General features: G+C 49.2%; 17 protein-coding genes. All 17 read left to right on the top strand.

The annotated features are described in order from the left end of the window. Positions 1–127: 127 nt before the first annotated feature. Positions 128–907 (top strand): tryptophan synthase subunit alpha, encoded by a 780-nt coding sequence (gene trpA, locus Mcas_RS02395; RefSeq protein WP_040333858.1) that lies wholly within the window; start codon positions 128–130, stop codon positions 905–907. A 341-nt stretch (positions 908–1,248) separates the two neighbouring features. After that, a complete protein-coding gene (locus Mcas_RS02400) occupies positions 1,249–1,641 on the top strand; it encodes a hypothetical protein (protein WP_040333859.1) in 393 nt (130 codons plus the stop codon). 207 nt (positions 1,642–1,848) lie between these two features. Beyond that, positions 1,849–2,592 (top strand): flagellar basal-body rod protein FlgF, encoded by a 744-nt coding sequence (flgF, locus tag Mcas_RS02405; RefSeq protein WP_040333860.1) that lies wholly within the window; start codon positions 1,849–1,851, stop codon positions 2,590–2,592. Between the two features lie 43 nt (positions 2,593–2,635). Next, positions 2,636–3,424, top strand: a complete 789-nt coding sequence (gene flgG, locus Mcas_RS02410) for a flagellar basal-body rod protein FlgG (RefSeq protein ID WP_040333861.1) — start codon at positions 2,636–2,638, stop codon at positions 3,422–3,424. Positions 3,425–3,449: 25 nt separating this feature from the next. Beyond that, a complete protein-coding gene (flgA, locus tag Mcas_RS16105) occupies positions 3,450–4,079 on the top strand; it encodes a flagellar basal body P-ring formation chaperone FlgA (RefSeq protein ID WP_052566735.1) in 630 nt (209 codons plus the stop codon). A gap of 3 nt (positions 4,080–4,082) precedes the next feature. Next, positions 4,083–4,790, top strand: a complete 708-nt coding sequence (locus Mcas_RS02420) for a flagellar basal body L-ring protein FlgH (RefSeq protein ID WP_052566736.1) — start codon at positions 4,083–4,085, stop codon at positions 4,788–4,790. Further along, the gene (locus Mcas_RS02425; RefSeq protein WP_200873615.1) at positions 4,790–5,923 is read left to right on the top strand and encodes a flagellar basal body P-ring protein FlgI; all 1,134 of its coding nucleotides are present in this window, start codon (positions 4,790–4,792) and stop codon (positions 5,921–5,923) included. Before Mcas_RS02420 ends, Mcas_RS02425 begins: the two co-directional genes overlap by 1 nt. 15 nt (positions 5,924–5,938) lie before the next feature. Next, positions 5,939–6,328, top strand: coding sequence for a rod-binding protein (locus Mcas_RS02430; RefSeq protein WP_040333862.1), 390 nt, complete (start codon positions 5,939–5,941; stop codon positions 6,326–6,328). Positions 6,329–6,358: 30 nt separating this feature from the next. Further along, positions 6,359–6,661, top strand: a complete 303-nt coding sequence (gene flgM / locus Mcas_RS16110) for a flagellar biosynthesis anti-sigma factor FlgM (protein WP_052566737.1) — start codon at positions 6,359–6,361, stop codon at positions 6,659–6,661. Then, positions 6,658–7,182, top strand: coding sequence for a flagellar protein FlgN (locus Mcas_RS02440; RefSeq protein WP_040333863.1), 525 nt, complete (start codon positions 6,658–6,660; stop codon positions 7,180–7,182). The genes flgM and Mcas_RS02440 overlap by 4 nt, the downstream gene beginning before the upstream one ends. Continuing rightward, positions 7,183–9,087, top strand: coding sequence for a flagellar hook-associated protein FlgK (gene flgK, locus Mcas_RS02445; RefSeq protein ID WP_040333864.1), 1,905 nt, complete (start codon positions 7,183–7,185; stop codon positions 9,085–9,087). Beyond that, entirely contained in the window at positions 9,084–10,109 is a 1,026-nt protein-coding gene (gene flgL / locus Mcas_RS02450) for a flagellar hook-associated protein FlgL (protein ID WP_081853544.1), read from the top strand. Before flgK ends, flgL begins: the two co-directional genes overlap by 4 nt. Before the next feature lie 147 nt (positions 10,110–10,256). Beyond that, positions 10,257–10,481: a carbon storage regulator CsrA gene (gene csrA / locus Mcas_RS02455; RefSeq protein WP_040333866.1), complete on the top strand. Its 225-nt coding sequence runs from the start codon at positions 10,257–10,259 to the stop codon at positions 10,479–10,481. Continuing rightward, positions 10,468–10,869 (top strand): flagellar assembly protein FliW, encoded by a 402-nt coding sequence (gene fliW, locus Mcas_RS02460; RefSeq protein ID WP_040333867.1) that lies wholly within the window; start codon positions 10,468–10,470, stop codon positions 10,867–10,869. The genes csrA and fliW overlap by 14 nt, the downstream gene beginning before the upstream one ends. A gap of 19 nt (positions 10,870–10,888) precedes the next feature. Continuing rightward, positions 10,889–12,352, top strand: coding sequence for a flagellar hook-length control protein FliK (fliK, locus tag Mcas_RS02465; protein ID WP_081853545.1), 1,464 nt, complete (start codon positions 10,889–10,891; stop codon positions 12,350–12,352). A 12-nt stretch (positions 12,353–12,364) separates the two neighbouring features. After that, entirely contained in the window at positions 12,365–12,628 is a 264-nt protein-coding gene (locus tag Mcas_RS02470; protein ID WP_040333869.1) for an EscU/YscU/HrcU family type III secretion system export apparatus switch protein, read from the top strand. A 46-nt stretch (positions 12,629–12,674) separates the two neighbouring features. Then, positions 12,675–13,619: a DNA-methyltransferase gene (locus Mcas_RS02475; RefSeq protein WP_040333870.1), complete on the top strand. Its 945-nt coding sequence runs from the start codon at positions 12,675–12,677 to the stop codon at positions 13,617–13,619. Positions 13,620–13,643 lie beyond the last annotated feature (24 nt).

The raw sequence follows: 13,643 nt of genomic DNA on the forward strand, positions 1-13,643 counted from the left end.
ACTATTCTCCTTTCTTTATTCTTAGGGAGTGAAGTATTACGTCAGATTTTTTCAAGACGACTCTCTCCCTCTGTTATTTTATGGTATAATACCAGCGAAATGCTATAGAAAGGAGGAAAGACTAACGATGAAAAAGACAAGAATAACCGCTGCCTTTGAGAGACTGGGCAGCGCAGGGAGGAAGGCCTTTATCCCCTACATCATGGCCGGGGATGTGTCGCTGGATAGGACACGGGAACTGGTTCTGTTTCTGGAGCGACACGGGGCTGATATAGTAGAGCTTGGCGTGCCGTTTTCGGACCCCCTGGCTGACGGCCCTACCATACAGCGTGCCGCCGAACGGGCACTGCAAAACCACGTGACACTATCAGGGGTCATACAGGCCGTCAAGTCGCTGCGCAACCAAACGCAGGTCCCCATTGTCCTGATGACCTACTTCAACCCGGTCTACAAGCTGGGCCTTACACGCTTCATCGACGACGCCACAACAGCCGGGGTAGATGGCGTAATCATCCCCGACCTGCCACCCGATGAGGAAACGGATTTCATACGCTCCTGCGCCGATAGCGGCCTTGATACGATATTCCTCCTTGCCCCAACGTCCACAGAGGACAGGATAGAGCTGGTTGCACAGGCATCGCGGGGGTTTATCTACTACGTCTCCATCACTGGCATCACCGGTTCAAAGATATCAATAGACACCGAAATGCGGACGATGATCCGGCGCATCGGGCAGATGTCGGCCAAACCGGTCGCAGTTGGCTTTGGCATCAAGACCCCGCAGGAGGCAAAAGAGGTGGCAGACATAGCCGATGGCGTCATCGTCGGAAGCTCGATTGTCAACGCCATCCACGAAGACAAAGGCTCCCTGGAGCCGTACATAAAGGCCCTGAGAAAGGCCATATAGCAGAGGACGTCCAAATTTCCGCATTCTGTCAAAATATTGACACCAAGTAGCACTGACAAATGACGCCTCCTCTGTCAGTGCCTCTTGCACATGTGGTAGGCTTGTGTCGTTACCGTAAAGTCCTGCAACATCGGGATTAACAGACTCCTTACAGGCACTTGCTCCCAACATAATCACCATGAACCTCAACAACAACCTGACTCAAGCCATCCCCCGGATAAGGCTATTGCCGTATGGTACGTATTTTGCAAAGTACTTGGGATACGTCAGTAAAGTTATCTTTTTAAGATACTTATACGAAACAAAAGACGAAGACTGTATGTGTAAGAAGGCGTTTTGAGATGATAGGATTATTTAGCAAAAAAAACGAACCTGCAGGAGAGATCACCATGAAGAAGCTCTTTGAGGCAAAGGGTAAAGGGAAGGCAGTTGAAAAGAAAGAGGATACCAAAAACGATATTGCCATACTGGAAAATACCGCTAATGTCATCTTTAAGAAACTCGAAAAGCAAATAGAAATTCTTGAGGCAATAGAGGCCTCTGTGGATGCCAAGCTGGTAAATTTTGAGCGACTGTTACACATGGCTGATTCGGTTAATCACCCCCAGGGTGCGGTCAACAGACAGCACGAGGTCATGGCCCTGACATACAGGGGACTGGACATGGACGAAATAGCAGACGTACTGGGAATGCAGAGGGGAGAGGTTGAGCTGATCCTGAATCTCAATAAATAGAACAGGTTAGTCCATGAGCGGATGAGGTAGTGGAATAATATTCCCCCCTCCGGGGACGAATATGTCCGGTGTTGGGAGTGACGCTAAAAATTCGGCTTGGGCTTTAGCGGCGCTGTGTGGGCAATGAGGTTCAACGGAGGTTGGGACTGTCGTCAATATTTTATTGGGTACCAAACTTGCAAAATAATACGAAGGAGCAATTGATCTATGTATAAAGGAATTTATATAGCCGCATCGGGGGCAATTATGAAGCAACGTCACATGGAGACGGTATCGAACAATCTTGCAAATGCCGCCACGTATGGCTTTAAAGAGGACGGTATAACCTTCAGGGATTACCTGATGTCAGAATTCAGTGACACCGGCGATGAGGAACAGGCAAAGGTTGGCATTGGCGGCCGCTCAGGAGATGGCAGGATTATGACATACCTCTCCGATACCTATACCGATCATAGCAGTGGTGCGATGATCAGCACTGGCAACCCCTTGGACCTAGCCATTGATGGCCCTGGTTTCTTTGCCCTTGAGGGGGATAAGTACACAAGGGCGGGTAACTTTAAGTTAGACTCCGAGGGCTTTATCACCACCGCAAAGGGTGTAAGGGTGCTTGGCAGCGGGGGCTCCATACAGGTGCCTAATGGTAAGCTTGAAATAAGCGCATCGGGCGATGTTGCCGTCGATGGCACGATAATAGACAGGGTCAGGGTAGTGGGCTTCTCCGACAAGGCCAAGCTGAAAAAGGAAGGAGATACCAACTATACATCCAATGAGCCGGCCGTTGAATCAACGTCGGGGGTAAAGCAGGGTTTCCTGGAGGCCTCAAACGTAAACGTGGTACAGGAGATGGTCAACATGATCGAGCTGTACAGGGAGTACGAGTCAAATCAAAAGATGGTACAAACCTTTGACGAGGCTACTTCAAAGGTCGTAAGCGAAATGGCAAGGCTGTAGGGTGACGGCAATGATGAAAAAAATTTCAAGGAGGGAAATATAAATGTTAAGGTCTTTGTTTATAGCAGCAACGGGAATGAATGCACAAAAGTTGAGCATAGATGTGGTCTCCAATAATCTGGCCAATGTCTCAACGTATGGCTACAAGCAGGGTCGTGCGGAGTTTCAGGACCTCATGTATCAGGCCATGAAGTCCCCCGGTGGGCCAACGGCGGAGGGTAAGATGTCCCCCACCGGTGAGCAGATCGGCCTTGGTGTACGTACCGGCTCCGTGGGTAAGATATTTAAACAGGGCGACTTCGTCAACACCAACAACGAACTGGACCTGGCCATAGAGGGCGAGGGTTTTTTTCAGATTACGATGCCCGACGGCACCATTGCCTATACACGTGCAGGGGCATTTAAGCTCGACAGCGAAGGCAAGATTGTAAACGAAGAGGGTTACGCCCTTGAACCGGAACTCACCGTACCACAGGACACCACTTCTCTCACCATTGGCTCCGATGGCGTGGTCAAGGTACAGCAGAACAACCAGATAACCATGACGGAACTTGGTCAGATAGAGCTGGCGAGGTTTGTGAATCCAGCAGGCCTCAGGGCGCTGGGCAAGAACCTCTACCAGGAGACCGAGGCCTCCGGCACGGCAGTGGTCTCAACGCCGGGATTGCAGGGGTTTGGCACCCTGGCGCAGGGATTCCTCGAAACCAGTAACGTAAGCGTAGTGGATGAGATGGTCAACATGATAGTCAGTCAGAGGGCATACGAAATTAACTCCAAGGCCGTTCAGACCTCCGATGAGATGCTCCAGTTGGCAAACAACATGAAACGGTAACGGGATTTAAAGGAATCGTGCAATAATGGTAGCCTTTGTATTAGCGGCAGTGTTAAGCGGGTGGTCTGCCCAGGGGGTTGTCACCGACTACATCAGGGACAACTATCCGTGGTCAGAGGTGCGGGTGCAATCCGTAAATGAACCTGAGACCCTGCCCCCTGATGCCCCCGAGGGGATAGCGCTGCTCAGTGGCAAGGTCCCTGGAAGGGCGACCTTTCAGTTGAGTTTCCCCACAGGGAATACGATAAACTACGTGGTAGACGTCGATGCCTACGACTGGGTGGTGAATGCACGCAGGGCACTAAAAAAGGGCGATGTAATCAATGATGGCGATGTCTACAAGGAACTGGTAAACATCAAGAGGATACCCATTGGTGCCATAACAGAGGAGAGCGAGTGTACAGGCAGGACACTTACCCGTTCAGTTGCCGTCAACCGTGCCATTACCGAGCGCGTCCTTGATAACCTCTACGCCATCAAGAGGGGACAGGAAGTGATGATGCTGTATGAAAGCGGTACCGTGCGGATCACGGTAAAAGGCATAGCCAGAGACAATGGCAACGTTGGAAAATCGATCAAGATTGAAAATCCATCGTCAAAAAAAATAGTCGTTGGCAAAGTTATTGACAGTCATACCGTAAGAGTGGAGAGATAAGCAATGACAAAGTTCAAGGAAATAATATCATCAACGGTCTGGTTATCGGTGGGGTTTGCAGTGCTGCTGGCAAGTGGTTGTTCAACACCGGCAAGCAAGTTGCCATCGTCACCGCCGTCCTACGTATATGCCCCTGCGGCTGCCAGGGACCCGCAACAACAGGGGTCGCTCTACAGCGACACGGCAAGCCTCTACGAAGACAGTCGCGCCAGAAGGGTAAACGACCTGGTGACGATAAAGATCGTTGAAAACATCAAGGCCAACACCAAGGAAGAGACCACCGCAGACAAGGAGTCCAGTTACAACTCTGCATTGTCGAACTTCTTTGACGTTACATCCCAGGCTGCCGGCCTTGTAAAGGGTTCCGCAACCAACCCCCAACTGGCAACCAGCAACAAGGACAAGTTCAGCGGCAAGGGTGAGGTAAAACAGGAGGGCAGCTTCCTGGGCTCCATCACGGCCAGGGTCATGGAGGTGCAACCCAACGGTAACCTCATCATAGATTCACGCAAGGAGATCACAATAAACTACGAAAAGCAGATACTCGTCCTGCAGGGTATCATCAGACCCAACGACGTGGATGCCAACAACGTCGTGATGAGCCAAAAGGTGGCCGACGTCAGGCTGTACCTGGTGGGAGACGGCCTCTTGCAGGAGCTACAGACACCAGGGTGGTTGGGTAGACTGTTTGGACAGGCAAGGCCATTCTAATGAATAAGTCAGCCAAGATAAGATTCCGCAGCATGGGGCAGGGCAACGGCGGCAGGACAATCGCCCTTGTCATTCTGATAGTGATGGTGTTGCTGCCAACCTCTCAGTTGTACGCCGAGCGTCTCAAGGACGTGGCAAGCATCAGGGGGATCAGGGAAAATCAATTGGTGGGTTATGGATTGGTCGTTGGCCTGACCGGCACGGGTGATAAGAAGGGTGCAATGCTCATGAGTCTGACCAACATGCTGTATAAGATGGGCATAACGATAGACCAGAAGGACGTTGTGTCCAAGAACGTGGCCGCCGTAATGGTAACGGCCAAGCTGCCCCCGTTCCCCAAGGTAGGCAGAAAGATAGACGCCACCGTGTCGGCCATAGGGGATTGCAAGTCACTCCAGGGAGGTGTGTTGCTTATGACACCGCTTAAGGGCCCCGATGGTAAGGTCTATGCCCTTGCCCAGGGTGGCGTGTCAATAGGCGGGTTTGCGGCGGGACGTGGCGGGGCCACGGTGCAGAAGAACTTCCCCACGGTGGGCAACGTCCCCGAGGGGGCAACGATAGAAAAAGAGTTCGGCTACGACCTGGCAAATGCCGAAGACTTCACCATTGTCCTTAACAAGACGGACTTTACAACGGCGTCAAATATAAAAAACGCTATCAATAAACACCTCAAGGGTGATTACGCACAGACCCTTGACCCCTCATCGGTGAAGGTAACGGTACCGGAACAGTACAGGGGTGATGTCGTAAGTCTGGTCAATAACCTCGAGGCCGTTGATGTGAGCATAGATGTTCCGGCAAAGGTGATCATAAACGAACGCACGGGCACCGTGGTTATCGGCGAAAACGTCAAACTGTTGCCTGTGGCCATTGCCCACGGAGACCTGACCATAGAGATAACCGAGGCCACTCCCACCGATGTGGCGCTCCAGGCCATGGGCGGGCAGTCGGTGCAACCCGGCGTCAGTGTAAAGGAAAGCACCAAGGTGTCGTTGTCCAAGATTTCCGGCACAAACCTTGGCGATATAGTAGCAGGTTTAAACAAGCTGGGTGTTTCACCCAGGGACCTGATAGCGATAATGCAGGCAATAAAGGCGGCAGGTGCACTGTCGGCTGACTTAGAGATACTATAAAGAGGATAAATTAATATGAAAACGGTTAACGGACTATCGGCAAACCCCATGACCGCCCTGCGCAACATAAAGGGCAAAAAGGACCCCGAGGCAATAAAGGAGATCGCCAGAGAGATGGAAGCACTGTTTGCCGAGCAAATGGTCAAGGCGATGAGGTCTGCCTGCGGACCGATGGTGGGCAAGGGGTTGGGTGCGGAGATGTACGTGAACCTTTTTGATACAGAGATAGCGAGGCTTATGGCTCAACGCGGCCTCGGCCTTCAGGATACCTTCGTAGAGCAACTGAACAGGTTGAACGAGGAAAGTGGTTCAAAACAGAAACCGGCTACCAAGGATTCAGGGGATCCCCAACAGGATAAAGGCTCCTTAAAGAAATCCGAGCTAAGTACCGATAGTAAGTTATAGAAAACAACTTTCCTTAAAGGAGGTATAGAGATGAAGATATATGGTAATAAACCACCGGAAGGCAAAGAGGCCATCAGTCCTGTTAAAAGGATAGACAGGGCCGAACCCTATGCCGGCGGGGGTGGAATGTCAAGCGTGGAGAAAGTAACGACCTCCGACAAGGTCAACCTCTCGCCACGGGCAAAGGACTTTGAAGAAATAAGAGGGAGAATAGATCAGCTCCCCGAGCAGCGAATGGACAAGATAAAGATACTCAAGGAATCCATCGAAAACGGTACCTACAGTATTGACTCAAAGGCCATTGCCGCTAAAATGCTGCAAGAGATGTCATGAAAACAACCGATGCTTTAAAGAAAATTCTCAATGAGCAGGTCCTTGGGTATAAGGCGTTGTTTGAACTCTTGCAGGTAGAGCGGCAGTCTCTGGTTGACTTTAACGAACAGAGCGTCGAAAGACTTTCGAAGGAGAAAGACACCCTCGTGCTAAAGCTAAGGCTGCTGGAGGACGAAAGGGTCAGGCTCATGAGGAAATATTCTTTGGAGGCATCAAAAGAGGTAAAGGCCAGGCAGATACAAGCCGGTACCAACGATGGTAACAATCAACAGGTTTACACAAATATCAAAGCCGACATCAGTCTCAAAGAACTGGCAGAGATAACCGGTGATAGTGTGTTCCTTGATATCCGCTCAAAGCTGAGATCGCTGCTCCAAGGTATTGAAGAGTTAAACGACTACAACAAGATTCTGATAGAACGTTCGATAAACTATCTGAAAAATAACCTGAACTTTCTGAGGACCCTCGGGATTAACCCAAATGTTGTCAGAAAGGGGTTCTTCATTACAAAGGAGGCTTAAATGTCTGTTACAGCTTTGTTTGACATAGCAAGGTCGGCAATAATGGCATCCAGGACTGGCCTGGAAGTTACGGCCAACAACATCGCCAATGTCAATACCCCGGATCACAGTAGACAGGATACAATACTACAGATATCATCCCCGCTGATGACGCATGTTGGGGAGATCGGCAGGGGAGTGGATGTTGCCGATATCAAGAGACGGTATGACAAGTTCATAGAGACGCAGTTGATCTACGAGAAGTCCAACATGGGCAGAAGTGCAATGCTGGATGACACGTACTCCAAGTTGGAAGACGCCCTCAATGAACAAACAGGTGTCGGACTTGGCGGCATAATCACAGACCTGTTTAATGCCTGGCAAGAGATAGCCACCAACCCCGGTGCCTCAGCCCAGAGAAACCTCCTGCTGACAAAGGCAACCGAACTCGTCGATAAGGGCAAGGAGATCGAAAAGAGGCTGACCGACCTGGCCGCCTCCGTGGACAAGGAAATTCCTGCCGTAGTTGACAATATCAATAAACTGGCGGATACAATAGCACGATTGAACCTAAATATAGCCCAGACAGAGGCCGGCTCAACGCACGAGGCAAATAACCTCCGTGATCAGAGAACAGGCGCCTTGAAAGAACTCGCCGAACTGGTGAAGTTTGACAGCTTCGAAGATGAATTTGGGCGAGTCAACGTGATCGTAGGCCAGAGAAACCTCGTCAGTGGCAACATAGTTCATCCCATGCAGGGCACCAAGACGGCAGCCGGCAAGTTCAGTGTTGCCGTGGGTGACATCGACGTCACCGACAAGATAACTAACGGCAGACTAGGCGCCTTGCTCGAACTAAAGAACTCCGACCAGAGCGGAGTGCCCTTTGCCATCTCAAACATGAGAAGGATTGTCGGCTCCCTCACAAACGAAGTAAATATCATCCAGTCCACGGGCTTTGGACTAAACTCCACACAATCCGACTTCACCCTGACCAATAATACCCCTGCGGCAACCACCACCGGCGTTATATCCTCAACGAGTATCACTAACTTTACAAACTTTATCCCCGGTGAATATCAGATCAAGTTTTCGGCAACAGGGACGACATACGATGTCTACAGAAACGGACAACTATCAAGCAGCGGTAATGCCTACAACGGTTCAACCATCAGCTTGAATGGTATGGATATAAATTTCTCAACAGCCCCGGCAGCAAACGATACCTTCTACGTTGCAGCCAAAGGGTATGACCTGTTTAACTCCTACTCACCAACCGTCATAAATTACAACAGCACGACCGTCACCGACGTCAGTGCGATAATATTCGACAGAAGCTCGCTTACCTACAAAGAATACGAGGTGAGATTCACGGGCACCAACACATACGACCTCTACGATATAAAGGAAAAGACTACCGTCAGTGGCACTCTCACGACAGCCAACACGTTGATCGTAGACGGCATCCAGATGAGCTTTTCTGCGGCCCCGCAGGCAGGGGATGTCTTTAAACTCTCCCCAATAGACCTGGCAATTAAAAATAGCGGTGTTGCAATAACCGATATAGAAAAGATCGCAGCGGCATTAGGCTCACCAGGCTTACCCGGCGATAACAGAAATGCCCTGGCAGCCGTGCAACTGGCCGAGTTCAAACACGCTACCAATTCGTCTATGAAAAACAGTACGTTCAGCGATTTCTACTCCGCCTTCGTTGTCACCACGGGAGGCTTTAGCAGGGCAGCCAAGGACACCAATACGTTTGAAGCAAACATGTTCAACGAGCTTACACAACGACGTAATTCCGTGTCAGCCGTATCGCTGGATGAGGAGGCCATGAATATCATCCGCTTCCAGAAGGGATTTGAGGCCGCCGCACGACTTGTAAGCGTAACCGACGAAATGCTCAAAACTCTGGTGAACCTATGAGAGTCTCCACGTTTATGATATATGACCGCACCAAGCAGAGCTTTCAGGGCAACTTCGCCAAACTGTACGAGGTGCAACGAAAACTGGCCTCCGGGCTTAAGATAAATAAACCTTCTGATGACACCATAGGAATGCAGAAGGTACTCGACTACAAACTCACGCTCAATCACAACGAGCAGTACAGAAAAAACATGGACGATGCACGCTCCTTCCTGGAGGCAACGGACTCCGCCCTTGAGGCCGTAACGGATAACCTACAGCGCATGCACGAACTGATGATAGATGCCTCAAACGGCTCACGAGGCCCCGTTGACAGACAAGATGTAGCAAAAGAGATAGCAGTCCTCAAAGATGCCCTCTATAACCTGTCAAACAGCAAGTTCAGAGACAGATACCTGTTCTCAGGCTTCAACGCCTACACCTCCAGCTATGCCACTAACGCCGGCGGCTCCTACACCTACCTCGGAGATGCCAACCAGATCAACGTGGATATAAGCCTGACCGGTCGGGTAACCGAAAACATAACCGGTACGGATGCCTTTGCCATGTCCCTGCCACGCTCGGAGTCCATGCGTGTGGATACCGGTAACTTTGCCCACATCTCCTCCATAGCCAGCAGCGCACAGATCACTATTGTCATGAGCACTTCAAGCGACCCAACGGTTGCCGGCTACGACCAGTTGAGCTTTACCAATTACATCGATATGGCCAAAGAGATCGAAATTGCCCTAAATACCGATAACATCGAAAGGCTTTCGGCTCTGCAAAAATGTGTCTTCTTCGCCCTGGATAAAACGACAACCGTGCGCTCAACCGTCGGGGCAAGGTTAAACTACATCAGTTCAACACGGCAGGCCAACGAAGATTCATCCATGGGGGTTGAGGCGGTAAAGTCCAACGTCGAGGATGCCGATATGGCTGAAGTCATGAGTGATATATCAAAAACAGAGGTGGCCCTCCAGGCTCTGAGGCAGACATCGGCCCAGATATTGTCACAGTCCTTGCTGGACTTTCTAAAGTAAATTGCACCCCCCACGCAGAGAAAAAAAGATGTACTTCTTTACTGATTTGTTCTATAATAACCGTATAGCTGAATTTGTTCAGACTCATAGTGTATTGCATATTTGCATTGCTTAAGAAAAAGAATTGTGCTTTAAAAGGAGGGCAAGATGCTCGTATTGACAAGGAAGTCAGAAGAGGCAATAAAGCTGGGTGACCTTATCACTATCACTATCGTAGAAATAAAAGGCAATAAGGTCAGGCTGGGAATAGATGCACCAAACGGTGTCAGAATATACAGAAAGGAACTGTATGAAAGGATAAAGGCAGAAAACTTACTATCTGCCGGGTTGACCAAAAACGACTTTGACGAGATAAAAAATGCAATACAGTAATAGTATTTTATTTGAAACAACGCGGTTTGGTCCTCTCGTAATACAAACCAGTAAAATCATAGAATTCCCCGAGGGTCTGCTGGGCTTTGCAGAACTCAAGCGGTATATCTTGGTCGATCACAGGGATACCCCGCTTAAGTGGCTACAGGCTATCGACGACCCTGATATAGCCTTTATCGTTACGGACCCGACTATTGTATCGGCTGATTTTACCCTGACCATTGATACCGCTACCAAAAAGTACCTGGAAGTAGACAATGATGCCGACATGGTTGTCCTTGTTATCATCAGGGTAGACAATGGACGGGTAATCGCAAACTTCAGGGGACCGCTTGTCTTTAATGCCGCCAAAATGAGAGGCATACAGATTGTCCTGGATAAACTATAGTCACCACATCTAAGGCTGTATGATAGAAAACTACGGTTTAGCCAAGTCCGATAGTATTGTCACTGTCTTACGCACTGAGAGCAGACCGATAACGCTATTGTCTGGCGATGTGATGATGGCCGATGTCCTGGACGTGATAGAGTCCGGGATGGTTATGTTGCGTATAACCCCACCGCCTGGCAAGGGGGCTGGTGTCCAGGGTGGTGTCGTTACGGCCAAGACCAACGTACCGCTAAATGAGGGTGATAAGGTTGTCCTCGAGGTGCTTGGCTCAGGCAAAGAGGTCAAGTTCAGGTACCTGGGCACGGAAAAGGGTGAGCAGGAAACTGGCGGACAGGAAACACCCACCAAAACCCCACTAGAGCAGTTACAACTCAGGGTCTTCAGCCTGCTGTCAGAGCTATCAGACGCCAAACTCCAGAGTGAAGACCTCAAAACCCTCAAGGCCGCCTTTGACGCCATACCCGTTAGCATTAAGAGTAACTATCCGGAATTTTCGATGTTTTCCAAATTCGCACCAGACATAGAGCAGATAGATGCCAACCTCCTGAAGTCAGTCATAGAGGGGGCGGGCGTGCTGTTTGAATCAAAGCTCAAGACCGCCGTCATGCAGGAGATAAAGCAGGCCCCTGATGTGTTGCTTGCAAAGGAGACCCTGCATGGGGTCATCAACGTGGCAACCCTGGGGCTTGAGGAGCTTCAGGGACTTAAGTTTGACATAAGGGGGGCGCTAAACACCATCGTCTTTAAGGCTGAGGAGGGACTCTATGCCCTGCAGGATGTCAAGAGTGATATCGACCTCAGACAACTGCTCAATGCCCCCCTGGAAAAGGTAGAACTGGCGTTACAATTACCCCTGGATGGCAAACTCAGAGACTCGCTGATATATCTCAAACAGAGACTGCTTGATATAATGCAGACACATGACCCCATCAAGCAAGAACAACCCAAAACGGCGATCAACTTTGCCGATGATCAAAAGGCCCTGTTGTTCAGGCTCCAGGACGTGCTGTCTGAGGGTAGGGTCGCCGATATCCTGAAATACTCTGTCGGCAGAAAAGACGACATCCCCGACATTGTGGAGCGATTGATCAAGCACATAGAGTATTTCCAGGTCTCCTCAAAGGCCAATGACATGGTCTACTCGTTCTTGCCCTTTTCCTGGCAAGGGTTGAGGGATGGTGAGATGTTGTTCAAGAAAAACAAGTATTCCTCCAAAAAGACCTTTACCTGTGACATCAACCTCAATCTCCGGCAACTGGGGAAGTTGTCGATATCGGCAACGCTTTCGGATCGGGTGTTTTTTATATCCTTCCATGCCGAGCGACCTGAGACCAAGGACCTGATCGCTATCCACAAGTACGAGCTTGAAAGACGCTTTGAAGAGGTCGGCCTGTCCCTCAAGGTCATAAACGTGGCAGTAAAGGAAAAGATCGACTTTGCAGAGGCCAAAAACACCAGGGCCTTAGACCTTGTGGTGTGAGTCATCCCAAGTATGAATGAAAAACCCCGCAAAGCCGCAGCATTAAAGTACAAGCCTGGTGTTCCCGGCGCCCCCAGGTTGGTGGCCAAGGGGGCTGGCACGGTGGCCGACAAGATAGTTGAAATGGCCCAGGCAAGCGGCATCCCCGTTACAGAGGACAGGCAACTTATCGAAATCCTCTCCGCACTCGACCTCTACCAGGAGATTCCCTATGACCTGTACAAGGCCGTAGCAGAAATCCTCGCCTTCGTCTACTCTATAAGCAAAAAGGCATGAGATATATTGCCCCTATTTTCATGTGATACCTTAAGGATAAGTTGATATGTTTGAAGATATGCCTGCAATTTATGACTCATTTCAGATTGATGCACGGCTTGTTGTAACAAAGGATGACGTGCTAAATGCCTGCCAGAAATTACCGGATAATACCTTTTCTCTTATTGTTAGTTCACCGCCTTACAATATGGGTAAAAATTATGAAAAGGAACTGCCTTTGCAAGAATATATACAATGGCAAGAGACAATAATCAGTCAACTGGTAAGAGTTATGAGTAAAACGGGCTGCTTGTGTTGGCAAGTTGGAAACTATATAAACAATCGCGAGGTATTCCCTCTGGATATTTATTTCTATCCCATCTTTAAGAAAATGGGGCTAATACTTCGTAATAGAATCGTGTGGCATTTTGGTCATGGGTTACATGCCTCACATAGATTTTCAGGACGTTATGAAACCCTGTTATGGTTTACCAAATCTGAAGATTACGTTTTTAACCTTGATGCGGTAAGAATTCCGTCTAAATATCCTGGTAAACGTCACTATAAGGGAGAAAAACGTGGACAACCTAGTTGCAATCCTTTGGGGAAGAATCCTTCTGATTTCTGGGAAATTATTGCAGAGGAATTTGAATCCGGCATTATTGAAATTCCCAATGTCAAATCAAATCATCCGGAAAAAACCTCTCATCCATGTCAATTCCCGATAGAACTTATAGAACGATGTATACTTGCATTTACAAATGAAAACGATTGGATTTTGGACCCTTTCTGTGGGGTGGGTTCCGCACTGATTGCCGCTGTTAAACATCAACGTAAAGCAATGGGCATAGATAAAGATACAGAGTATTGTGAGATCACGAAACAACGATTAAACTCATATTACGAAGGAACTCTTAAAATACGCCCTATCAATAAAGAAATTTATAAACCTACAGGAAGGGAACGTGTTTCTCAAATCCCTATAGAATGGCTAATCAAGGAACAGACCTAAATGATAATTGCAGGGATATTCTCA

The organism is Candidatus Magnetobacterium casense (assembly GCF_000714715.1).
Lineage (GTDB): Bacteria > Nitrospirota > Thermodesulfovibrionia > Thermodesulfovibrionales > Magnetobacteriaceae > Magnetobacterium > Magnetobacterium casense.

Coding starts and splice junctions, on each gene's coding strand:
- flgG (WP_040333861.1), top strand. CDS start 2,636: ATGTTAAGGTCTTTGTTTATAGCAGCAACGGGAATGAATGCACAAAAG.
- flgF (WP_040333860.1), top strand. CDS start 1,849: ATGTATAAAGGAATTTATATAGCCGCATCGGGGGCAATTATGAAGCAA.
- Mcas_RS02430 (WP_040333862.1), top strand. CDS start 5,939: ATGAAAACGGTTAACGGACTATCGGCAAACCCCATGACCGCCCTGCGC.
- flgK (WP_040333864.1), top strand. CDS start 7,183: ATGTCTGTTACAGCTTTGTTTGACATAGCAAGGTCGGCAATAATGGCA.
- csrA (WP_040333866.1), top strand. CDS start 10,257: ATGCTCGTATTGACAAGGAAGTCAGAAGAGGCAATAAAGCTGGGTGAC.
- fliK (WP_081853545.1), top strand. CDS start 10,889: ATGATAGAAAACTACGGTTTAGCCAAGTCCGATAGTATTGTCACTGTC.
- Mcas_RS02475 (WP_040333870.1), top strand. CDS start 12,675: ATGTTTGAAGATATGCCTGCAATTTATGACTCATTTCAGATTGATGCA.
- fliW (WP_040333867.1), top strand. CDS start 10,468: ATGCAATACAGTAATAGTATTTTATTTGAAACAACGCGGTTTGGTCCT.
- Mcas_RS02470 (WP_040333869.1), top strand. CDS start 12,365: ATGAATGAAAAACCCCGCAAAGCCGCAGCATTAAAGTACAAGCCTGGT.
- Mcas_RS02440 (WP_040333863.1), top strand. CDS start 6,658: ATGAAAACAACCGATGCTTTAAAGAAAATTCTCAATGAGCAGGTCCTT.
- trpA (WP_040333858.1), top strand. CDS start 128: ATGAAAAAGACAAGAATAACCGCTGCCTTTGAGAGACTGGGCAGCGCA.
- flgM (WP_052566737.1), top strand. CDS start 6,359: ATGAAGATATATGGTAATAAACCACCGGAAGGCAAAGAGGCCATCAGT.
- Mcas_RS02425 (WP_200873615.1), top strand. CDS start 4,790: ATGAATAAGTCAGCCAAGATAAGATTCCGCAGCATGGGGCAGGGCAAC.
- Mcas_RS02400 (WP_040333859.1), top strand. CDS start 1,249: ATGATAGGATTATTTAGCAAAAAAAACGAACCTGCAGGAGAGATCACC.
- flgL (WP_081853544.1), top strand. CDS start 9,084: ATGAGAGTCTCCACGTTTATGATATATGACCGCACCAAGCAGAGCTTT.
- flgA (WP_052566735.1), top strand. CDS start 3,450: ATGGTAGCCTTTGTATTAGCGGCAGTGTTAAGCGGGTGGTCTGCCCAG.
- Mcas_RS02420 (WP_052566736.1), top strand. CDS start 4,083: ATGACAAAGTTCAAGGAAATAATATCATCAACGGTCTGGTTATCGGTG.